General features: G+C 63.6%; 18 protein-coding genes. 11 read left to right on the top strand and 7 right to left on the bottom strand.

Features of this window, described 5'->3' with window-relative positions:
* The first annotated feature begins 78 nt into the window (after positions 1 to 78).
* From ACB030_RS04940 to ACB030_RS04925, 4 genes are all read left to right on the top strand, one after another.
* Positions 79 to 978 (top strand): LysR family transcriptional regulator, encoded by a 900-nt coding sequence (locus tag ACB030_RS04940; RefSeq protein ID WP_371158499.1) that lies wholly within the window; start codon positions 79 to 81, stop codon positions 976 to 978.
* 69 nt (positions 979 to 1,047) lie between these two features.
* A complete protein-coding gene (locus ACB030_RS04935) occupies positions 1,048 to 1,686 on the top strand; it encodes a DUF2057 domain-containing protein (RefSeq protein WP_371158497.1) in 639 nt (212 codons plus the stop codon).
* Between the two features lie 71 nt (positions 1,687 to 1,757).
* A complete protein-coding gene (locus ACB030_RS04930) occupies positions 1,758 to 2,204 on the top strand; it encodes an HIT domain-containing protein (protein ID WP_371158495.1) in 447 nt (148 codons plus the stop codon).
* Positions 2,205 to 2,322: 118 nt separating this feature from the next.
* A complete protein-coding gene (locus ACB030_RS04925) occupies positions 2,323 to 3,018 on the top strand; it encodes a DUF3334 family protein (protein WP_205641092.1) in 696 nt (231 codons plus the stop codon).
* Between the two features lie 68 nt (positions 3,019 to 3,086).
* On the opposite strand, the gene ACB030_RS04920 is transcribed toward ACB030_RS04925, so the two are convergent.
* Positions 3,087 to 4,085: a DUF2860 family protein gene (locus ACB030_RS04920; RefSeq protein ID WP_371158493.1), complete on the bottom strand. Its 999-nt coding sequence runs from the start codon at positions 4,083 to 4,085 to the stop codon at positions 3,087 to 3,089.
* A 202-nt stretch (positions 4,086 to 4,287) separates the two neighbouring features.
* Between ACB030_RS04920 and arcB the strand changes: the two genes are divergently transcribed.
* The 6 genes from arcB (at position 4,288) to ACB030_RS04890 (ending at position 16,130) form a co-directional block, all read left to right on the top strand.
* On the top strand, positions 4,288 to 6,600 hold the full coding sequence (arcB, locus tag ACB030_RS04915; protein ID WP_371158491.1) for an aerobic respiration two-component sensor histidine kinase ArcB: 2,313 nt from the start codon (positions 4,288 to 4,290) through the stop codon (positions 6,598 to 6,600).
* A gap of 33 nt (positions 6,601 to 6,633) precedes the next feature.
* Positions 6,634 to 8,004: a dGTPase gene (gene dgt, locus ACB030_RS04910; protein ID WP_371158489.1), complete on the top strand. Its 1,371-nt coding sequence runs from the start codon at positions 6,634 to 6,636 to the stop codon at positions 8,002 to 8,004.
* 293 nt (positions 8,005 to 8,297) lie between these two features.
* Positions 8,298 to 8,501 carry a hypothetical protein gene (locus ACB030_RS04905; protein ID WP_371158487.1) on the top strand — a complete coding sequence of 68 codons (204 nt, stop codon included), beginning with the start codon at positions 8,298 to 8,300 and terminating at the stop codon, positions 8,499 to 8,501.
* Positions 8,502 to 8,658: 157 nt separating this feature from the next.
* The gene (locus ACB030_RS04900) at positions 8,659 to 12,912 is read left to right on the top strand and encodes a transporter substrate-binding domain-containing protein (RefSeq protein ID WP_371158485.1); all 4,254 of its coding nucleotides are present in this window, start codon (positions 8,659 to 8,661) and stop codon (positions 12,910 to 12,912) included.
* Positions 12,905 to 14,116, top strand: a complete 1,212-nt coding sequence (locus ACB030_RS04895) for an EAL domain-containing protein (RefSeq protein ID WP_371158483.1) — start codon at positions 12,905 to 12,907, stop codon at positions 14,114 to 14,116. The genes ACB030_RS04900 and ACB030_RS04895 overlap by 8 nt, the downstream gene beginning before the upstream one ends.
* A 37-nt stretch (positions 14,117 to 14,153) precedes the next feature.
* Positions 14,154 to 16,130 (top strand): methyl-accepting chemotaxis protein, encoded by a 1,977-nt coding sequence (locus tag ACB030_RS04890; protein WP_371158481.1) that lies wholly within the window; start codon positions 14,154 to 14,156, stop codon positions 16,128 to 16,130.
* Between the two features lie 276 nt (positions 16,131 to 16,406).
* Here ACB030_RS04890 and rfaH read toward each other — a convergent pair whose 3' ends face one another.
* The 4 genes from rfaH to metN form a co-directional block, all read right to left on the bottom strand.
* On the bottom strand, positions 16,407 to 16,907 hold the full coding sequence (gene rfaH, locus ACB030_RS04885) for a transcription/translation regulatory transformer protein RfaH (RefSeq protein ID WP_025328138.1): 501 nt from the start codon (positions 16,905 to 16,907) through the stop codon (positions 16,407 to 16,409).
* Between the two features lie 98 nt (positions 16,908 to 17,005).
* Complete coding sequence (gene metQ / locus ACB030_RS04880; RefSeq protein WP_005327312.1) at positions 17,006 to 17,806, bottom strand: methionine ABC transporter substrate-binding lipoprotein MetQ; 801 nt, start codon at positions 17,804 to 17,806, stop codon at positions 17,006 to 17,008.
* Between the two features lie 26 nt (positions 17,807 to 17,832).
* Complete coding sequence (locus ACB030_RS04875) at positions 17,833 to 18,486, bottom strand: methionine ABC transporter permease (protein WP_005327310.1); 654 nt, start codon at positions 18,484 to 18,486, stop codon at positions 17,833 to 17,835.
* Positions 18,487 to 18,544: 58 nt separating this feature from the next.
* Positions 18,545 to 19,588: a methionine ABC transporter ATP-binding protein MetN gene (gene metN / locus ACB030_RS04870; RefSeq protein ID WP_043130481.1), complete on the bottom strand. Its 1,044-nt coding sequence runs from the start codon at positions 19,586 to 19,588 to the stop codon at positions 18,545 to 18,547.
* Between the two features lie 486 nt (positions 19,589 to 20,074).
* Between metN and ACB030_RS04865 the strand changes: the two genes are divergently transcribed.
* Positions 20,075 to 20,530 carry a hypothetical protein gene (locus tag ACB030_RS04865; RefSeq protein WP_371158478.1) on the top strand — a complete coding sequence of 152 codons (456 nt, stop codon included), beginning with the start codon at positions 20,075 to 20,077 and terminating at the stop codon, positions 20,528 to 20,530.
* A gap of 120 nt (positions 20,531 to 20,650) precedes the next feature.
* On the opposite strand, the gene ppgK is transcribed toward ACB030_RS04865, so the two are convergent.
* A complete protein-coding gene (ppgK, locus tag ACB030_RS04860; protein WP_371158476.1) occupies positions 20,651 to 21,394 on the bottom strand; it encodes a polyphosphate--glucose phosphotransferase in 744 nt (247 codons plus the stop codon).
* Between the two features lie 83 nt (positions 21,395 to 21,477).
* On the bottom strand, positions 21,478 to 22,632 hold the full coding sequence (gene queG, locus ACB030_RS04855; RefSeq protein ID WP_371158474.1) for a tRNA epoxyqueuosine(34) reductase QueG: 1,155 nt from the start codon (positions 22,630 to 22,632) through the stop codon (positions 21,478 to 21,480).
* Positions 22,633 to 22,644 lie beyond the last annotated feature (12 nt).

Raw genomic sequence — 22,644 nt, 5'->3', positions numbered from 1 at the left:
ATGTGTTGATGATAACTGGATGAAAAGGGAGAAAAAGCGCTTAACATAAACTCATTGTTTCCATATTGGAGCTAATGGATGGACATCGCCCATCTGAGCAGTTTCTACGAGGTGGTGCAGCGCGGCAGTTTCTCCGCCGCCGCCGATGCATTGGGGGTGAGCAAGGGGATGCTGAGCCGCCACGTCAGCGCCCTCGAATCCGCCCTCAATGCGCAACTGTTGCAGCGCACCACCCGCCGCCTCAGCCTGACCGAGGCGGGCAGGACCCTCTATGTGCAGGCGGGCCAGATAGCCGCCCTGGCCCGTCAGGCGGAGCAGGACATCCGCGCCCTGACCGAGGAGGACAGCGGTCGCCTGCGCTTCACCTGTCCGGTCAGCACGGGAGATCGCATGGTGAGCGAGCTGCTGGCGCGCTTCGCCGAGCTCTGCCCTGGGGTCGAGGTGGAGCTCAACTTCACCAACGCCATGATCGACATGAGCCAGGGGGAGAATGACATCGCCCTGCGCGCCATGAGCGAGGTGCCGGACAACCTGGTGGCGCTGCCCCTCGGGCAGTTGAAAGACGTGGTGGTGGCGAGCCCGACCCTGCTGGCCCGGGAGGGGCTCCCCACCACCCCTTATGAGCTGGGAGGGCGCCCCTGCCTGCTCCAGGGGCACAACCCGGCCTGGGAGCAGTGGCATTTTCGCAAGGCAGGGGAGGAGGCCCACATCCTGGTGCAGGGCAAGGTGCGGGCCAACCACTACAGCACGGTGCTGCAGCTGGCCCGCTCGGGCATGGGGTTTGCCAAGTGCCCGCTGATGCTGGTGGAGACGAGTCTGGCCAGGGGCGAGCTGGTGGCCGTGCTGACGGACTGGCAGACCGGCCTGCACCCGCTGCATGTGCTGCATGCCCAGCAGCGCCGGGTGCCGCGCAAGATCCGGCTGTTCAAGCAGGTGCTGGCCCAGTGGTTTGCCGAGCGGCCCCACTACCTGCTCTGAGCCCGTTATTTTTCTGTCATCTTCGGCTGCTAGCCTGCGCCCATCATAGCGAGCAGAGAGAGGCAGGGAATGAAGGGTCATCAGAGTTGGGTTGGGGTCATGTTGCTGTGTGCCGGCTTGTCGTGTGTCTGCTCGGTGCAGGCCGAGGTCAGGGTCGAGGTGCCCGGGGATTTCCAGATCCTGGCGGTGAGCGACGGCAAGGTGCAGGACGAGCGGCATGCGGTGCTGGCCGACGGAGCGCAGCAGTTGCTGGTGCGCTACGAGGGGGTGATCCCGAGTCGCAACAGCAGCGACAACGATCGCCAGATCCGCTCCGAGCCCCAGGTGATCCGCTATGAGGCCAGCGGCCAATCGGTGCGCCTGCAGGCAGCCGTGCCCGCCGACGAGAAAGCCATGGAGCGCTACGCCAAGGCGCCGGTCGTGAGCCTGCTGGCGGGGGACAAGCCCCTGCAGGTGCAGCAGGAGGCCCTGGTGGTCAGCGGCATGCAGATCGGCATGGACTGGCACGCCAGGCTGATGGAATACAATCGCGGCACGGGCAAGGCGGTGCTGGCGACCGGCGCCGTGGCGACCACGGCAGCGGTGACGGCGGCCCAGGCACCTTCAGTCCCTGCCAGCGAGCTGGAGGGGCAGTTGCAGCAACTCTTCCTGCAGGCAGATCCTGAACTTCGCAAGCGCTTCATCGGTTGGGCCGTGCCCCGGCTTTAAGTTTGCCCCCCGTTGCAGTAACGTGGGCACACTCATCTCCTGACGTGCCCATGTTGACCAGCGAGGCCCCCATGTTTGAATTGCATCCCCGCCTGCAGGCGGATACCCAGATACTCGGGGATCTCCCCCTTTGCCGCGTGCTGCTGGCCAAAGACAGCCAGTATCCCTGGCTCATCCTGGTGCCCAGGGTCGCCGGGCTGCGGGAAATCCACCATCTGGCCCCCGCGCAGCAGCAACAGCTGATGCAGGAGTCCTGCGCCGTCGCCACCCTGATGGAGCACGAGCTCAATCCGGACAAGATCAACGTGGCGGCGCTCGGCAACCTGGTGCCCCAGCTGCACCTGCACCATGTCGCCCGCTTCAGTTCGGATGCCGCCTGGCCTGGCCCCATCTGGGGAGCACACCCCGCGCTTCCCTATCAGGCGCAAGATTTGCGACAACAGGCCGATAACTGGCGAGCCCGGTTGGCCGCCCTGAGTGGATTTCACCCGTTTCTGACTGACAATACGGTCAAGTGAGAGGCGGCTCGCGGTTTCAACACCGGGATCACGCAATCTGTTAGCGTATCGAACGCGCGCGTGATGACATGGGCGGTGAGACAGACAAGCCTATTTTTTCGATCAGCAGGAAGGTTCCATGATAGTGACAAGATCCGAGGATGATGCCGTATTGACCACAGAGGACGTGCTGCTGAGCCTGTGCAATTCGGTGACGAGCGTATTGAGTGCGGCGACCCAGACCCAGGTGCGCTTCTCCGGCATGGTGCAACGGATCAGCAAGACCTGCCTCAAGCCGGACATCGGCTGCTTCGTGCTGTTCGACGGCGGCTTCTCCGGGCTGGTGGTGATCAACTTCTCCGCCGCCGCCGCCATGGAGCTGTATGAGAGCTACATGCTCAGCATGGGTCTCTCCAAGGAGGATCTCGCCATCTCCCACACCTCGGACGAGGTGAGCAATGTGATGGGCGAGCTGATGAACCAGATCGTCGGCAGCTTCACCGGCAAGGTGGGGCGCGAGTTGCAGACCCACATCACCCAGAACCAGCCCAAGATGCTGGCCCTCAACAAGCAGGTGATGCTGAGCGTGGACACCAACCTCGACAACCCCGAGACTCGCAGGGTCACCTTCTTCACCGCCAGCAACAACATCTTCTATCTGGAGCTGGCCATGGACAGGACAGAGTTTATCCGGATCCACGACGGCGGGGTGCAGGAGGAGGTCGATCCGGACGAGCTGATCGCCCAGGCCAAGCTGGCGGCGACCAAGCCGGCGCAGGCGGTCGCCCCGGCGAGCAACGAGCACGACGATCTGCTGGACTCCCTCGGTATCTAAGGCTGTCAGTAAGCGAAAAAAACGAGGCCACCCCTGGGGTGGCCTCGCTGTTTTCGGCAGGGCTCGGCTTAGAAGTTGTAGAGCAGGCCGGTGCTGAAGCGGGTGGCCTGGGTATCGTAGAAGTCGATGTCGGAGTCGGCGCCGGAGTAGGCGGCGGTGAAGGTCGCGGCCAGGGCCTTGACCCCGAACAGGTTGTGCCAGAAGAAGGTGCCGTTGATGGCGAACTCGTCTGCATCGGCACGCCGGCCGAACAGGGGATTCGCCTCGTCATACTTGCGCTTGCCGGCATAGAGGTTGCTGACGATGGACCATTGCGGGCCCCGCTTGGCGTAAGTCAGCTGCACCCCAGTGTTGTCGAAGCTCTCGGCGCTGCCGTCGAGCCTGGCCTGCTTGTAGAGGATCGCCGGCTCCAGCAACTGGTTGCCGCCGAAGTGGAACTGGTAGGAGAGCGCCATGTCGTGCACCTTGCCGTTGCGACTCAGCATGGCGGCATACTGGGTGCCATGGGCCTGGTCATACTGCCGACCGCTGCGCTCCTCGTCCAGATCCACCTCCCGGCTGGTGAGTGTGCCGTAGAACTGGCTGCCCCAGATCTTGTCCCAGGCAAAGCGCACCCCTTTCGACTTCACGTCGGTGGCACTGCGATCTACCCTGGTGGCGAAGGGATCGCTCCACAGCTCCACCGGCATGGCGTTGAACACCAGGGAGGTGGCGACTATGCCCTTGTCGCCCATCTCCTGGCGCAGGCCCAGCTGCTGGGTGAAGTCGAAGCGCACCGCATCCTGGATCAGGTTGCCGAGGAACACCTGGGTGCGGGTGTCGGCGAAGGTGTAGCGAATGTCGGCGTTGATGAGGGGGGTCAGGCCGCTCTCGCTGTCGGGCGAGCCGAGATCATGGATGCGGCTGTTGCTGTCATCACCGGCATAGAAGCTGGATTTGTAGCTGACGACGTTGACCCCGCCCAGCAGGAAGCCGGACCAGCCAGACTCTCTGGGGATCTCGCCAAGATCGGCGTGGGCGGCAGTGGCGACCAACAGACCAAGACTCAACAGAACATGATTGCGCATGAGGTGTGCTCCTGACACAAGGGATGACAAGGGTGGCAGTGCGGCTCGGGATCCTTTGCTGAACCGGAGCTGACTGACTCATGGCAGGCATGCTACCCCAGTCGGAGTGTGACGTTAATCAATAATTTAAGGTGCAAGGGGCAAGAGTTCAGGGCGCCGTGCTGGTATTCTGTTTGCGCAATAACGGGGAGAAAACAACGAGATGAAGCAAATCAAATCCTGGGCGCAATACTATGTCGACCTGATGACCAAGCTGGGACTGGTGCGCTTCAGCATGTTCCTGGCGACCGCCATCATAGTGCTGGCGGTCTCCATCCAGATGGGGGTGACCCTGTTTCTGCGCGGCACTGTGGATATTGTCGACCTGGTGCGCTCTGTCTTCTTCGGCCTGCTGGTGACCCCCTGGGCCGTCTATTTCCTCTCCATAGTGGTGGATCAGCTGGAGGATTCCCGCCAGCGGCTGACTCGCATGGTGCGCAAGCTGCAAGACATGCGCGAGCGCGATCTTGAGCTCAACAGCCAGCTGCAGGAGAACATCAGCCGCCTCAATGCCCAGATAGCCGAGACCAACCGGGCCGAGACCCTGCGCCAGCAAGCCATAGAGGATCTGGAGAACGAGGTGTTCCAGCGGGAGAAGGCCCAGCTGCACCTGGGGGAGCGTACCGCCCTGTTGCGCTCCTTCATCGACTGCTCCCCGGATCTGGTCTACTACCGCAACGAAGACGAGCAGTTCTCCGGCTGCAACCGTGCCATGGAGGAGCTCACCGGCAAGGTGGAGGCCGAGCTCATCGGCCTGACCCCGTTCGATGTCTACAAGCAGGAGATCGCCAACAAGGTGGTGGAGACCGACAAGCAGGTCTTCGCCAGCAACGAGCCCCTCACCTACGAGCAGTGGCTGGAGTACCCCGATGGCCGCAAGGCCTACTTCGAGCTGCGCAAGGTGCCCTTCTTCGACCGTTTCGGCAAGCGGCTCGGTCTGCTCGGCTTTGGCCGCGACATCACAGAGCGCAAGCAGTATCAGGACAAGCTGGAGAAGGCGAGCCGGGACAAGACCACCTTCATCTCCACCATCAGCCACGAGCTGCGCACCCCGCTCAACGGCATCGTGGGCCTGAGCCGCATGCTGATGGACACGCCGCTGGATGCCAAGCGGCAGCAGCAGCTCAAGACCATCCATCTGAGCGCGGTGACGCTCGGCAACATCTTCAATGACATCATCGATCTCGACAAACTCGATCGTCGCCGCCTCGAGATAGCGCCTGCCCCCATGGATCTGCCCGCCTTCCTCGACGAGCTGGAGATGCTGTCGCGCATCCAGGCGGAGCAGAAGGGGCTCTACCTGCACTTCGATCGGGATGGGGACATGCCGCAGTTCGTGATGGCGGACGGCACCCGGCTGCGCCAGGTGCTGTGGAACCTGGTGGGCAATGCGGTCAAATTCACCGACGAGGGCGGCGTGACGGTGCGCTGCCTCGCCCACGCCGCCGAGGCGCCGGGCAAGCTGGCGCTGCACTTCGAGGTGGAAGATACCGGGGTCGGCATCCCGCGCGCCCAGCAGGAGAAGATCTTCGCCATGTACTACCAGGTGCAGGGCAAGAAGCACGCCACCGGCACCGGCATCGGTCTCGCCGTCTCCCGCCAGCTGGTGCAGTCCATGGGCGGTCAGCTCTATGTGGACAGCGATCCTGGCGAAGGCTCCTGCTTCACCGCCGAACTGGAGGTGGATTGTGTCGAGCCGCAGGCGACCCCGCAGGAGCCCGAGATGCCCTCCCTGGATATCCTGCTGGTGGAGGATGTGGAGCTCAACGTCACCGTCGCCTGCGCCCTGCTGGGCAAGCTGGGTCACGAGGTCAAGGTGGCGCGGGACGGTACCCAGGCGCTGGCCATGGCCAACCCGGATGACTTCGACCTCATCCTGCTGGACATCCAGCTGCCGGACATGACCGGCTTCGACGTGGCGGCCCAGCTGCTGGCCCGTTACGGCGACAGCCTGCCCCCCATGGTGGCGCTCACCGCCAACGCCACCGGCGATCGCCAGTACTATCGGGATCACGGCATGCAGGATGTGATCAACAAGCCGCTCGGCTCCAAGGCGGTGCGGGAGGTGATAGGCCACCTGTTCGCGGATCTGGCGGACGACGAGGCCTTTGATCAAGCGGACGCGGGCAACCAGGATGCGCTGCTGGACCTGCCCTTCCTCACCGATTACGCCAGCACGGTCGGCAAGCCGGTGCTGCTCTCCAGCGTGGATCTGTTCGAGAAGATGATGCCGGACTACATGGCGGTGCTGGACTCCAACATGATTGCCAGGGATCAGGCCGGCGTGGTGGAGGAGGCGCACAAGATAAAAGGGGCGGCGGGTTCCATCGGCCTGCGCCGCCTGCAGCAGACGGCCCAGCTGATCCAGAGCCCGGATCACCCCGCCTGGTGGGAGAACGTGGAGGACTGGATTGAGACACTGCGCCGTGAATATCCCGGCGACATCGCCCGCTTGCGGCGCTGGTTGTTGTCGTGAACCTGACGGACGCCACAGGCAAGGAGCCGCACCATGTATGACAGTCTGATTACCCCGGCGCGCATTCACCCCTGGGGCAGCGAGGAGCTGCTGGAGGCGACCGAGCAGGATCGCGCCCGCATAGTGCAGGCGGCGCCGGTGCGCCGCCTGCAGCAAAAGACCCAGGTCTTCCCGCTGGATGTGAAGGCCTCGGTGCGCAGCCGTCTCACCCACTCGCTGGAAGTGCAGGAGACGGGTCGCCAGATCAGCAGGCGCATCCTCGCGGCCCTGCCGGCGGGCACCGTCTGCGAAGGGGCCTTCATCAACCTGGTGGAGATGGCCTGTCTGCTGCACGACGTCGGCAACCCGCCGTTCGGCCACTTCGGCGAGCAGGTGATGAGCCAGTGGCTGGCACAGTCGCTGGATGAGCTGTTCGCCAGCGCCCATGATCAGCTGCCGAGCCCGCAGTGGGCCGAGTTGCGCCAGGACCTGCTGGTGTTTGACGGCAATGCCCAGAGCCTGCGGCTGGTGCACAGCCTGCACGAGATGAACCTCACCCTGGGCCAGCTGGCGGCCCTGTGCAAATACCCGCAGCAGCCCCTGCTGCACAGTCCCCAGGGCTATGGCCAGCACCATGGCTGGACCAGCAAACGCGGCATCTTCTTCAGCGAGCAGCCCCTCTACCGCGCCCTCGGCCAGAGTCTGGGGCTGGCGCCGGGATGCCGGCATCCGCTGGTCTACATCATGGAGGCGGCGGACGACATCTCCTACTGCATCGCCGATCTGGAGGACGCGGTGGACAGGCGCATCCTCACCCAGGGGGAGCTGCTGGCGGCGCTGCGCAGTGCCGATGGGGGGGACTACATGGCCACCCTGCTCGAGGAGGCGCTGGCCTCCGGTCGGGGCTTCTTCCCCCATTTTCGCCAGCACCTGACCCGGGATCTGGTGGCGCTCGCGGCCCACACCTATGTGAGCGATCACGAGGCCATACTGAGCGGTGCCTACCCCAGGGCGCTGCTGCACGGTCAGGCGCCGGCGGCCCGGGTGCTGGATGTGCTCAAGCGAGTGGCCCGCGAGCAGGTCTTCATGCGCCCCGAGGTCGAGGCATTGGAGCTGGAGGGCTATGCCGCCCTGCGCGGGGTGCTCTCCACCTACGCCTGCCTGCTGGCGCTCCCCGCCGCCCAGTTCGAGCGGCTGCTGGCGGGCAATGGCGGGAGCGAGCTCTTCTTCGCCCGGCGGCTGTTCCACCGGTTGTCGGCCCGCCACCTCAAGGCCTACCGGCTGGCGGTGGCCAGCCGGGATCCGCGCTTTGACAAGGGTGCCGAGCAGGAGTGGTACTACAGGGTGCGGCTGCTGCTCGACTACGTCAGCGGCATGACGGATACCTATGCGCTGGAGGAGTTCCGGCTGTTGTCCGGGATTTGACCGGGGCCGGCTATGGCCGTATTCCACCCATATGGGTGGGGGAGATATTGCGTAAAATTCGGTGTTTTTTTTAGACTGTGGCAACTTGTTCAACTTTCACACGGTAAGGAGACGATCATGCAACATTCCATGTTCAACGTTGCGTTCGATCGCTGCAATGGCAGCGCGAAGACTCGTGCTCTTTATTTACCGCGTGGAGGGAACAGGTAACACCTGTTTTTTCATCACCCGCGGTTGTCCCGCAGGGTGATCTCCTCTCTCCGGGAGAACCGCACGTTCAACTGGAGAATATTATGTCTATCGAACTCGCCCTGCTGCGCACTGTCGAATCCCTGGTTCAAAAACGGATCACCCGGCTGGAACGTCGCGTCAGCTATCTGCATATCTCTCCCGCCCTGCTCAAAGACATCGGGCTGGAAGGGCACAATGTGCAGGTCGCCCACCTCCGTGAGCGGGAGTTTCAAACCGGTTTCCGACTCGGGAATCGAATAACCTGACAAGAAGGGGCCTGGCCCCTTCTTGCAATCTTCTTGCGATTAAATGGCAGGCCTGGGCCTGCCATTTCTCTTTCCTGATGAGCATTCTCTCAATTTAGTTATCGCACATTTAGCGAGACACATTATGATCCCCCTCCTATCCATACGGGAGTCAACTATGTTTTGCCGCTGCTATCGCCTCATCCTGTTGTGCTGGCTGGCTTGCTGTAGCCAGGGGGCGACGGCGGTCGAGACGCTGCTGGAAAGGAGCACCTTGGCGCCATCCGGGCAGCACTGGCTTGCCACCCATGGGGAGCTGGTGGTCGGCATGCCGGCGACGGCCTGGCCTCCCTATGTCTATACCGATGGCCGGGGTAACTTCACCGGCCCCCTGGATGCCTTTGCCTCGCAGATTGCCAGCAGCCTGGGCCTCGAGTTGCGTTATCGCACCTATGCCAACAATACGGCGGTCCAGCAGGCGTTGCTGGACGGCAAGATTGACATGGTGATCGGCGTGGCCCCCAGCCCGACCCGCAAGCTGCGGATGCTGTTTACCTCCGAGCTGATGGCGCTGCCCCGCGCCGTCCTGCTGACCGGAGGGCGGGAGAGCCTCTCCCTGGAGGAGGCCTACGGGGTGCGCTGGGTCTGCGTCTTCGGTGTCAGTGCCTGCGATGAGCTGCTGCGCCTAGGCATCTCGAGGCTGGTGACGGTGGACAGTCGGGACGAGGCGATCTTCATGCTCAAGGAGGGGCAGGCGGACGCCTATCTGGCCGAGCTGCCCATGTTGAGCCGCCTGCAGGCCATGGCGGGCATGACGGTGACCACGGTGGACTGGATGAGGGATACCTCCCTCGCCATGGCGGTGGCGCCGGGCAACGAGCCCCTGCAGGGGCTGCTCGAGCGGGCGCTGGATGACATCTCTCCCGGCGAGCGTCGCCGCATCCTGGAGGCGGGGGGCATAGTTGACTATGAGCTGGTGAAGGGCAGCAAGGAGGTCGTCTTCAGCCAGCAGGAGCAGGCGTGGCTGCAGCAACACCCTGTGCTCAAGTATGGGGTCGCCCCGGACTGGCCCGGGATGAGCGAGATAGATGACAAGGGCCGGCTCAAGGGATTGGTTGCCGATCTGCTGGCGATGATGAAGCAGCGTGCCGGCCTGCAATTCACCCTGGTGCAGACCAGGAGCTGGGCCCAGACCCTCGAGCTGTTTCAGGCACGCAAGCTGGACGTCATCCCGGCCATGACCCCGACCGCGGAGCGGCAGCAGTTTGCCCGCTTCACGCCCAACTATGCCTCTCTCAACCGGGTCATAGTGGCAAGACAAGGCATGGCGGAGCTGACCGGTCCCAGGGAGCTGAAGGGGCACAGAGTCGGCATGGTGGGGGGATCGGTGGAAAAATCCCTGCTCAGCGAGGTGGGGGCCGAGGCCGTGACGGTCGCAAGCGATCCCGAGTTGCTGCCGCTCCTGGATCGGCAGAAGGTGGACTATGTGCTGATGAGCATGACCACCCTGGAGCAGTCGTTGAAGAAGGGATTCAGCGACCGTTATCAGGTGGTCTTCTCCGGCAGCGAGTTGCGGGTTCCCATCGCCATGGCGGCCCACCTGCAGGATCCCATGTTGCAGCAGATCCTGACCAAGGTGCTGCTCTCCATACCGCCGGCGGAGCTGATCGCCCTGGAGAACAAGTGGCTCTCCCTGACCATACAGACGGGGCTGGATCCGCACAAGGTGCTGCTCTGGTCCTCCCTGGGCGTGGGGATCTTTCTGCTCTTCCTGCTGCTGTTTGTGGGCTGGAACCGGACCCTGCGTCGCCAGATCAGTCAGCGGTGGGAGGCGGAGCGCCGGCTCGAAGAGCAGTTGGTGTTTGTCCAGATGATGCTGGATGCCCTGCCCAACCAGGTGGTGCTGACCAATGAGCGCTATGAAATCGCGATGACCAACCAGGCCTATCGGCAGATGTTTCTCAGTGGGGAGAACCTGAACGGCTCCTATGAGCGATTGCTCAAGAACCGGCTGCCAGAGGCTATTCGGGCCAGGGTGATCGAGGAGGATGCCAGGGTCTGGGAGAGCGGCGAGGAGTTCCACGGCCGCGGCGAGATCCGGCTCGCCGACGGTGTCGAGCATCAGATGATCTATACCAAGCGGCTGTTCGTCGGCCCCGACGGCAAGCGGCTCGGGATCCTGACCGTACTGACGGACGTCACCGAGCTCAGGCAGGCGCGTTCCGCGGCGCAGGAGGCGCAGACCCGACTGACCCAGATCACCGACAGCATGCCGGGGCTGGTCTATCAGTATCACTGGCTGGGGCCGGGCAACGGCAGCTTCCTCTATACCTCTCAGGGGCTCAAGGAGATGCTGGGATCCGAGGAGGCCGATGGCACCCTTCTGGGGCTGACGGGGCAAGCCCTGCAGGACTTCGTGACCACGGTGGAGCGCCATGCCCTGACCATGCAGCCGCTGGATCTCGAGGTGGAGATCAAGCGCCACGGACAGGCGGGCTACCTGCAGATCCGGGGCCACTTCGTGCGACAGGAGGGGGTCGAGGGCGTCATCCTGAATGGCGTGGTGCAGGACATCACCAAGCTCAAGCGCCAGGAGCTAGAGCTGCGTGAGACCAGGCGGGTGGCGGAGGATGCGACCCAGGTGCGCAGCCGGTTCCTCGCCACCATGAGCCACGAGTTGCGCACCCCCATCTCCGGCATGCACGGCATGCTGGAGCTGCTGCAAATGAGCTCCCTCGATGACGATCAGCGCTACATGCTGCGCAACATCTCGACCTCCACCAATCACCTGCTCTACCTGGTGAACGACATCCTGGACTTCTCCAAGATGGAGGCGGGGCAGTTGCAGCTCAACCCCCATCCTTGCCGGTTGACCTCTGTCATCTGCGACGTCATCCGGGGTCATGCTGCCCTGGCCTATGGCAAGGGACTCAACGTGACGCTGGGGTGGGGGCCTGAGGTGCCGGATCAGGCCAGCATGGACGCGGTGCGCGTGGGTCAGGTGATCTCCAATCTGCTGAGCAACGCGGTGAAGTTCACCGAGGCGGGGGAGATTGCCATCCAGGTGGGCTATCAGGATCATCAGCTGACATTGAAGGTGCGGGATACGGGGATCGGCATAGCCCGGGAGAAGCAGGTCAATCTGTTCACCCCGTTCAAGCAGGTGGAGTCAGACATCAACCGGCGTTTCGGCGGCACCGGGCTCGGGCTCGCCATCTGCCATCAGCTGACCCTGAAGATGGGAGGGAGTCTGGTGCTGGAGAGCGAGGCGGGGGTGGGCACCACGATGACCTTCGCGATGCCCCTGGCCGAGTGCCAGTGGGATGCTCCGCCGCTGGCGGGTCAGAGGTGGTGGTGGTTCGGTGAGGACGAGGTGCTGCAATCTGTAATGGAACAGCTCGGCGCCACACTCCACCCCTTGACTGCCGATCAGTGGCGTCATCCCCTCGAGGGCTACCTGCTGGCGCAGGAGAGCCGCCTGGAGCAGGCCCTTGGCAGTGGCTGGTTGCAGCATTTGCAGCAATCTTCCCTCAAGGGCATAGTACTCTCACCCCATGAGGCATTGCGTGGCCGCATGGGCAGTGACGCCTGGTGGCGGATCGGCCAGTCCCCCATCTACCCGGACCTGCTGCTGGAGACCTGCCGCCAGCTGTCGAGCGAGCGGCCGAGCCAGCCGATGCAGACGCAGGGAGAGCGGCTCAGGGGCAGGGTGCTGGTGGCGGACGATCATCCCGTCAACCGCGCGCTGCTGACCCGCCAGCTCGCCATCCTGGGACTCGAGTCCGAGGTGGTGGATGATGGGGAGAAGGCGCTACGTGCCTGGCAGGGGCAGGCGTTTTCCCTGCTGCTCACCGACTGCCACATGCCGGTGATGGATGGTTATACCCTGGCGCGCACCCTGCGGGCGGCCGGTGACAAGGCGCCCATCATAGGGGTCACCGCCGACACCTCGGAGGAGGCCAGCCAGCAGATGCGGGAGGCCGGCATGAACGACATGCTGTTCAAACCCTACAGCCTGGAAACCCTTCGCCAGACCCTGGCTCGCTGGCTACCGGCGGTCAGCCCGCCACAAGAGGCAATGGCTCCCCGGCAAGCAGAGGTTCAGGTTCCGGGAATAAGCTGGTTGACCCTGTTCGGGGACGAGGAGGTGGCGCGCAGCATGGCCAGAGAGTATCTGGAGGCCAATCGACAGGATGGCGAAGACATGATGCTGGCGCTGGCTCGGCAGGATACCCAGGCGCTGGTGGAGACGGCGCATCGCATCAAGGGGGCTGCCCGCATGGTGGGGCAGCAGGCATTGGCAACCGAGGCGGCCCGGCTGGAGGCGGCGGCCAGGTTGAAGCAACTGGACAGGCTCGGCGAGCTGGGGCAGACGGTACAGGCATTGATGGATGCTATCAGAGGTGAAATGGGGTTATGGCTCGATGAATAGTGCACGGCATGAGTTGGTGATCATGGTGGTGGAGGATCACAACTTCCAGCGCAAGGCCCTGATGCACCAGATCCGCGGGCTTGGCTACGGCAATTTGCTGGAAGCCCAGGACGGAGAGGAGGCGCTGACCCAGTGTCAGCACCATCGGGTCGACATCCTGTTCTGCGATCTGCGGATGCCGGGCATGGATGGCATGGCCCTGCTGCGCCGCCTCTCCCTCGGCGGCTTTCGCGGCGGCATAGTGCTGTGCAGCGCACTGGAGGACGATGTGGTCGACGCCGTGCTGCGCATGAGCCGCGCCTACGGCCTGCAGGTGCTGGGGCGCATCGACAAGCCCGCCAGTCATCAGCAGATCGCCCAGTTGATCGGCGCCTGGCAGCCCCAGCAGGCGCGCAGCCAGGAGGAGGACGGCCACAGCCTGAGTCTGGATGAGCTGTGCCGGGCCCTGGAGCAGGACCAGTTGCTGCCCTGGTATCAACCCAAGGTGAGCTTTGAAAGCGGTCAGTGGGTCGGCATGGAGGCGCTCGCCCGCTGGCAGCACCCCGAGTATGGGCTCATCTCGCCGGCCCGCTTCATCCCGCTGGCGGAGCATAACGGGCTCATGGATCCGCTGACCGAGGTGATCATCGGCAAGTCCCTGCGCGACGGCCACCTGTGGGAGAAGACGGGGCTCTCCCTCAACCTGTCGATGAACCTATCCACTACTTCGCTGATCGAGGGGGATCTGTGCAATACCCTGCTCAATCACTGCCAGCGCTGGAGCATCAACCCCGAGCTCATCACCCTGGAGGTGACCGAGAGCGCCTTCGTCAAGGATCTCGGCAAGTCGCTGGAGGTGCTGACCCGCTTGCGGATGCACGGCTTCGGCCTCTCCATCGACGACTTCGGGACCGGCTACTCCTCCATGCAGCAGCTCGCCCTGCTGCCGTTCACCGAGCTGAAGCTGGACAGATCCTTCGTCGATCGCTGCTATGAAGATCCCTCCCGCCTCGCCATCATCGAATCCAGTATCGAACTGGCGCGCAAGTTGGGGTTAAAATCGGTGGCAGAGGGGGTCGAGGATGAGGCCACCTGGCGGCTGCTGGCCAGGCTGGGGTGCGATCAGTGCCAGGGCTTCTTCTCCGCCCGCCCCATGCCACGCGAGGAGTTGCTCGTCTGGCATGACACCTGGCGCGAACGATTGCCCGCATTGATCGGGCGCTAATCAAGGGCAGGATGCCCGCTGCGACACAAGGATGGTCATGAAAATTTCAAGCAAGCTGTTGTTGAGCTTCTGTTTTATCAACCTGCTCATCATTCTCTCCTCCGCCCTTGTCTACCATCAGCTCGGCCGGATTGAAGCCTCCCAGGAGGCCTTGCTGGCCCAGGCCCTGCCCGCCCTGCAACGGGACGAGGCGAGCCAGAAGGCCCTGATCGCCACCGTCTCCTCCCTGCGAGCCTACCTCATCCTCGGCAAGGATCCCGTTCAAGGTGCGCGCATCAAGCAGGAGTGGGAGCAGGCCTGGCATGCCATAGAGCAGCAGGGATTCACGCCCGCCCTGACCCGGTCCCTCAAGAGCTTCAAGGGGGCGCAGGAGAAGGTGTGGGCGCTGGCCCATACCGAAGAGAACCTGCCGGCCCACACCCTGATGCTGCTGGAAGCCGGCCCCCTGGCGGAGGCGGCTCTCGATCAGTTGCAATCCATTGCCAACGAAGAGGTGGCGACCCCCCAGGAGGCGCTGCCCGGCGATCGCCGTCTGCTGCTCAAGCAGGTGGGGGATGCCTACAACGGGCTGGCCAATGCCCTCTCCGCCCTGCGGGACTTCCTCATCTCGGGGGACAAGGAGTATCGTGACAAGTATCAGGACTACTACCAGTTCCATCTGCAGCGGGTGGCCGAGCTGAAACAGCAGCAGGCCAACTTCACCGAGGCGCAGAAGGGGTTGTGGGCGCTCTTTGAGGAGATGTCTGCCCCCTTTGCCGAGCTGGTGGGGCAGGTGATCGCCAGGCGGCAGGCGCCGGACTGGGATCAGGCCAACCACCTGATGGCCACCGACATAGAACCTGCGTTGACCCGGCTCGCCGATCAGCTGGCGAATCAGGTGACCCAGACCCGGGGAGAAGTGGACAAGATAGCGGGCAAGCTGGCCGGGGCCAGTCAGGCTATTCACCGCACCCTGCTGCTGGCGACCACCAGCGTCATCCTGCTCGGCACCCTGGTGGCCCTGCTGTTCAGCCGCCGCCTGACCCGCGACATCGCCAGCCTGGTGAACCGTGCCGGGCAGGTCGCCGATGGCCGCCTGCCGAGTGCGCCCCTGCCGGTGCTGCGCCAGGACGAGCTGGGCGGGCTGACCGGCTCCATCAACCGGATGTCGAGCCAGCTGCGCCAGCTGGTGGGGGAGATCCAGGGGGCGGTGGCGCAGGTGGAAGGGGCCGGCCGCGAGGTGGGTCAGACCACCAATGCCATAGTGGACGATCTGGCGAGTCAGAATCAGCGGCTGGATACGGTCGCGGCCGCCATAGAACAGATGTCCGCCAGCACCCGGGACGTGGCGGGCAACATCGCCGATGCGGCTGGGGCCGCGCGTCAGACCGAGCAGCAGGCCAGGCAGGGGGAGCAGGCCCTCGCCCGTATGGGGAGCACCATGGCGCAGATTGCCGCCATGATCACCCAGGCCAATCAGGCGATGACGCTGCTTCGCAGCCAGAGCGAGCAGGTGGGCCGCGTCACCGAGGTGATCGCCACCATAGCCGAGCAGACCAATCTGCTGGCGCTCAATGCCGCCATAGAGGCGGCGCGCGCCGGGGAGCAGGGGCGGGGATTCGCCGTGGTGGCGGACGAGGTGCGCCAGCTGGCCAGCCGCACCAGCCAGTCGACGGCGGAGATCAACCAGACCATTGCCAGCATCCAGCAGCAGACCCGGCAGACCGCCGATACCGTGGGCAGCGGCACCCTGCTGGTGGAGCAGGGCAGGGGCGCCCTGGCCTCGGCCACCGAGACCCTGGCGGCCATGTCGGCGCTGGTGCAGGATCTCTGCGGCCAGCTCGCCGCCATCGCCACCGCGACCGAGCAGCAGTCCAGGGTGGCCCAGGAGGTGGCGGGCACTGTGGAGGAGATCGCCGGGCTCAGCCACCAGTCCAGCGAACACAGCCAGCAGGGGGAGCTGATCGCCGCCAGGCTGACCCGGGAGACGGGCCAGCTGACCGCGGCCATCAGCCGCTTCGAACTGGGTGCCTGAGTCAGGCTGAGGTGACAGCCAAGCGGGGCAGGCCTATGGGCCTGCCCCGCTTGCTTTTAGTCCAGATGTCGCGAGGCCTGGTGGTCGACGCCGCTGCCGGTTGCCTGATTGAGCAGGCAGGCCAGCAGGCATAGGGCGCTTCTCGCCGCCGGTTCGGTCCGGACGCAGGAATCCAGGTCAGTCCAGCCGCCGGAAAGCCTGATTGTCGACGCTGCTGCTGGTCTCCTGATTCAGCAGGCTGACCAGCAGGGGTATGGGGCGCTGCTCGCTGCCGACTCAGTCCAAACGCCGGAAGGCCTGGTTGTCGAAGCTGCTGCTGGTCTCCTGATTCAGCAGACTGACCAGCAGGATGGCCCGCTTCTCCCCATCCGGCTCCAGGTAGATGGCCTCGAACCCGGCCAGGGGGCCTGATTCGATCAATACCTTGTCCCCTTGCGTCGGCAGGCAGGCGTAGCTGGCGCGCGCCTCGTCGCTGTCGTCCCGGCTCATCAGCCGGTAGATCAGCTGGCTGCTGACGGGGCTCCACTCCTTGCCGAAGTGGATGATGCGGCTGATGCCGCGGGTGGACTTCAGGGTGACCGGGGTGACCACATCCAGATCCACGTAGATGAACAGGTAGTTGGGGAACATGGGTTCACGCAGCGGGACCCGTTTGCCACGCCGCAGCTTCTCCACTTCCACCATGGGGTAATAGGATTCGACGCCTTGCGCCGCCAGATGGGCGCGGGCGCGGGCCTCTTCCTTGGGCTTGCAGTAGGCCAGATACCATTTTTTCATTGTTGTTCTGTTTTTTCGTGTTGCCGTGCTTCTGGCTATGATAACGGGGGCAAAAAAAAAGGCCACGCTTGGCGTGGCCTTTTTTACAGAGTGAGTGATTACCAACCTTTCACCAGGCCGCCCTTGAACAGCTCGGTCCCCTTCTTGTAGACCTCGTCGGTCTGGAAGGCCTGGACGAACTCCTTGACCTTCTCGTCGTCCTTGTTGTTCTCGCGAGCAACGATCAGGTTGACGTAGGGGGACTCCTTGTCTTCGACGAAGAGGCCGTTTTCGGTCGGGGTCAGGCCAATCTGACCGGCGAAGGTGTTGTTGATGATGGAGAGATCAACATCTTCCAGGGAGCGGGGCAGCTGAGCGGCTTCCAGCTCGACGATCTTGAAGTTGCGCGGGTTGCTGGCGATGTCCAGCACGGTCGCTTCCAGACCGGCGCCTTCCTTCAGCTTCAGCAGGCCCTGCTTCTCCAGCAGGATCAGGGAGCGACCCAGATTGGTCGGATCGTTCGGCACCGCGATCTGGGCACCGTCTTTCAGCTCGGACAGGGCCTTGATCTTCTTGGAGTAACCGGCGATCGGGTAGACGAAGGTGTTGCCAACCGGCACCAGCTTGAAGCCGCGATCACGGATCTGGGCATCCAGGTAGGGCTTGTGCTGGAAGGCGTTGACGTCGACGCTGCCGTCGTTCAGGGCCACGTTGGGGGTGACGTAGTCAGAGAAGGTGACGATCTCGACGGTCAGGCCGTATTTCTCCTTGGCCACCTTGGCCGCGGTCTCGACCAGTTCGGTCTCGGGGCCGGCGATGGCGCCGACTTTCAGGGTCTTGCTCTCTTCCTTCTGACCGCAGCCGACCAGTACCAGAGTTGCCAGCAGCGCAGCTGCAGCGGATTTAATGCCCAATTTCATAAAAACCTCCTGTCAGAAATCGACGATTAACGATGATCACATTGTTTGACCAGGCGCTCACCCGCGCTCTGGATGAGTTGAACCAGTACCACCAGAATGACCACGGTGACCAGCATGACGGTAGGGTCAAAGCGCTGGTAGCCGTAGCGAATACCCACATCACCGAGACCACCACCACCGATGGCACCGGCCATGGCGGAGTAGTTCACCAGCGTGACCAGGGTGATGATGATGCTGTTGAGGATCCCGGGCAGGGCCTCAGGCAGCAGCACCTTGGCAATGATTTGCAAGGGTTTGGCACCCATGGCCTTGGCGGCTTCGAGCAGGCCGTCCGGCACTTCCATCAGGGCACCTTCCACCAGACGGGCGATGAAGGGGATGCAACCGACGGTCAGCGGCACTATGGCGGCTATGGTGCCTATGCTGGTGCCGACGATCAGCCGGGTCAGCGGAATGATGGCCACCAGCAGTATGATGAAGGGCACGGAGCGGCCGACGTTGACCACGATGCCGAGGATCTTGTTCAGCAGTGGGTTGGCCAGGATCTGGCCGGCCTTGGTCACGTGCAGTGCCACGCCCAGCGGCAGGCCGAGCAGGCAGCCGAACAGGGCGGAGGCAAACACCATGATCAGGGTGTCGCCGAGGGCTGTGATGAGCAGATTAATCATGGCTTCGGACATGAGTCATTACCTCCAGCTGGATAAGATGGCTGAGTCGCCGAGGATTGGGCGCAGCAGATTAGTCATTGCTTCGGACATAGCCCATTACCTCCAGCTGAATGTGGTTGTCGATGAAGAACTGCTGGGTGGCCTCGCACTGGGCCTCATCCCCGAACAGCTCCGCCAGCAGGAAGCCGAACTTGACGCCACCGGCGTATTCGATGTCTGCGCTCAGTATGCTGATGTCGATGTTGAAACGGCGGCTCACCTCGGAGATGAGCGGCGAATCGACGGTGGCGCCGGTGAAGCCGAGCTTCACCAGGGGATAGCTGTTGGCCACCCGCTCGCTGCTCATCCTGTCCTGGTACTCCTGGGGCACCTCCAGGTGGATGGTGGAGTGGATGAAGTCACGGGCCAGCTGGGTCTTGGCGTTGCTGAAGAACCAGGCCACTTCCCCCTGCTCGATCAGGCGACCGTCGCTGATGATGGCCACTTCGTCACAGATCCCCTTCACCACATCCATCTCGTGGGTGATGAGCAAGATGGTGAGCCCCAGCTTGACGTTGATCTCCTTGAGCAGGCTCAGGATGGATCGGGTGGTCTGGGGGTCGAGGGCCGAGGTGGCCTCGTCACACAGCAATACCTTGGGGGCCGGTGCCAGGGCGCGGGCGATGGCGACGCGCTGCTTCTGGCCGCCGGAGAGCTCGGACGGATAGGCGTGGGCACGGGCTTCCAGCCCGACCAGGGCCAGCAGCTCGTCGACCCGGGTCTGGATCTGCGCCTTGCTCCAGCCCGCCAGCTCCAGCGGGAAGGCGATGTTGGCAAACACGGTGCGGGAGGCCAGCAGGTTGAAGTGCTGGAAGATCATGCCGATCTGGCGGCGAGCCTGGGTCAGATCCCGCTCGCTCAGGGCCACCAGATCCTGACCATCGACGATGACCTGGCCCTGGGTGGGGCGCTCCAGCAGGTTGACGCAACGAATAAGGGTGCTCTTGCCGGCACCGGAGGCGCCGATCACCCCGAAAATCTTGCCTTGTGGCACATGCAGGCTCACGTCACGCAGGGCGTGCACGGCGTCACTGCCTTTACCGTAGACTTTGTTGAGACCGATCAACTTAATCATGGATTCTTCCGTGCTAACAGCCTTAAAGCACAGGGCGCTACAGGCAGGTGAATTGGGCAGAGGTTTCACTGGGTTGCTCTGTCATCATGGAGGATGATGCTAAGATGTCCGGATGGCTGTGTCAACGCATGTTTCTACGTCTAGACGTCTAAAAAATGGATAAGGATTCCCGCTCGCTGACTAAGGGAAGAGGGGCAAACCGACGGGTTCAATATTAGATTCTGATTTGTAAACACCCGCCCGAATATAACCTGGATAATCCTCCTTAACTCGATGATTTCCCCGTTTTATCCCGGCCTCTTCCGAGGCGCTGGCAGCCCGTTGCCGGCATGACAGGGATGTCGCCCCCTTGTTCCGTTCTTTTCGTTTTCTCCTTTTTCTTTCCCATCCCTTTGATGCAGAACAAAAAACAACCTGTTTTTTTACTCGGGCAGGGCGCGCCATTTTTTTATACTGGCAAGAGGTGGACGGCAGGAGGAAGCAGAGATGCGATTTCAACAGATCAAGGACCTGATGCTTTACCTCGAGCAATTGCATCAGCAGCAGGGGCGCAGTTACGGGCGCCTGATCCCCCAGGTGGATGGGGAGCGCAGCCGGATGTTGCTGGCCTATCTGCAAGGGCGGGAGGACGCAGCCGCGGCCCACCTGCATGACTATCGGGAGCAGATGGGGAGCGGAGTCAAGGAGACCTGGCTGGAGCAGGGGTTCGGGGAGGATCTGCTGGCCGATTGCCAGCGTCTGGAACTGCCCGCCGGTACCCAGCCCGACGAGATAGTGCAGCTGGTGTCGCGGCAGGAGGAAAAACTCGTTGGCGAGCTGGGGCGTCTGGCTCGTGAATGCCCCACGCCAGACACGGCCGCGCTGCTGAGCTCCCTGGCGTCCATGGCGCAATCCCGGCTGACCCGGCTGGTGCACGGGGCCCATCGGCTCGACGATCTCTAGCGCGCCATGGCAGAGGCCCGGCTGACCCGGCTGGTGCACGGGGCCCATCGGCTAGACGACCTCTAGCTAGCCATGGCAGAGGCCCGCTTCGGGCCCCTTGCGGCGTTGTCGGGGGAAATGTCAGCCCTCTTGCCGAGCTTCGGCGAAGAGGGCGGCCCCTATGATGCCGGCCTGGTTGAGGTTGGCCGCCGCCACCAGGGGGGCGCGGGTCTCTATCCGGTCGATGAACTTGTCGAGCTTGGCGGCGCTGCCACCCCCCAGGATGAAGAGATCGGGGGAGAAGAGGAACTCGAGGCGGGCCAGGTACTTGTTGAAGCGCTTGCCCCAGCGGCTCCAGGAGAGATCCTCGCGCTTGCGCACCGCATCCGAGCAGTAGTGCTCGGCGACCATGCCCTCCAGCATCAGGTGGCCCAGCTCGGTGTTGGGCAGCAACTGGCCGTTGACGAACACAGCCGTGCCTATGCCGGTGCCGACGGTGATGAGGATGATGACCCCCTTGCGATCCCGGCCCGTGCCAAAGCGCATCTCGGCCAGCCCGGCCGCATCGGCGTCGTTGAGCACGTGGCAGGGCAGGCCGGTCACGTCGGCGAACAGGTGGGCGGCATCGGTCTCGACCCAGCTCTTGTCGATGTTGGCGGCACTCTTGGCGATGCCGTTGTGAATGATGGCGGGGAAGCCGCACCCTATGGGCCCCTTCCACTGGAAATGCTCGACCAGCGCCTTGAGGGTGTGCGCCACGGCGGCCGGGGTGGCCGGTTGCGGCGTGGCAATGCGGTGGCGCTCGCCAATCAGTTCGCCAGTCTCGGTGTCCACCAGGCAGCCCTTGATCCCGGAGCCGCCAATATCTACTCCCAACATCTGCATCCGAATCTTCCTTTTATTGTGCCTATGGCCAATGGTCGGCAGAGCATGAAAAAAGTGCAGTCATCCGGCAAGGGCCAGATCACTTATGCGTGATCCGGCAGGCCTTTTTCGATGCAGCGGATCAGCAAACGGGTCTTCTTGTTCTCTTTTTCCTGGCGCACGGCCAGGGTCGCCAGCGCCCACTCGATGTGTTCGGCCACCATGGGCTCGGCGCCGGGAAGTGCCTGCTGCAGGGCCGCCATGGCATCGCTGCTGGCCGGGCCGTTGCCGAGCGCCACCGCCAGGTTGCGGCGCCAGCGCTGATAGCCGATGCGGCGAATGGGGCTGCCTTCGGTGTGCTTCAAGAATGCCGCCTCCGACCACTGCCACAGGTCGAGCAGGGGGGGGCGGTGGAGGTTGGGGCGGGGACTGAAGTCGGGCTCGGGGCTCGCATCCGCATAGCGGTTCCAGGGGCAGATGAGCTGGCAGTCGTCACAGCCATAGATGCGGTTGCCCATCAGCGGCCTGAACTCTTCCGGGATGGGGCCGTCGTTCTCTATGGTGAGATAGGAGATGCAGCGCCGCCCGTCCACCACATAGGGCGCGATGATGGCACCGGTCGGGCAGATGTTGATGCAGGCGACGCACTTGCCGCACTGCTCTTTTTCCACCGGGGCATCGACGGGCAGCGGCAGGCTGACCAGCAACTCCCCGAGAAAGAAGAAAGATCCGGCCGACTCGTTGAGCAGCAGCGAGTGCTTGCCCACCCAGCCCAGCCCCGCCTTGGCCGCCAGGGGGCGCTCCAGTATGGGCGCCGAATCGACGAAGGGGCGCCACTCGCCCGGGGTTGCCTGCGTGGATGGCAACAGTGTCTGGCAGCGCTGCTCGATGCGCTCCCCCAGTTGCTTGAGCCTGTTGCGCAGCACCTTGTGGTAGTCGCGCCCGAGGGCATAGCGGCTGATGTAGCCCAGGGTCGGATCGCGCAGAGTGGCGGCAAAGCCCGCTTCGAACGGTAGGTAGTTCATCCGCACCGACAGCACCCGCAGGGTGCCCGGCAGCAGCTCGTGGGGCCGGGCTCGCATCATGCCGTGGCGCGCCATGTAATCCATGGTGCCGTGATGACCCGCATCCAGCCAGGCCTGCAACCTGGGCTCCTCGAGGGCGAGATCCGTGTCGGTGATGCCGACCTGGTCAAATCCTAGCTCCCGTGCCCAGAGCTTGATATCGTGGGCCAGTTGCGCGAGTTCGGCGACCGTCATTGTGCCTCACCT

The sequence above is a fragment of the Aeromonas sp. S16(2024) genome (genome assembly GCF_041403065.1).
Classification (GTDB): domain Bacteria; phylum Pseudomonadota; class Gammaproteobacteria; order Enterobacterales; family Aeromonadaceae; genus Aeromonas.
The sequence above is the reverse complement of the archived record's forward strand: the minus strand, read 5'-3'. Positions and strand labels throughout refer to the sequence as shown.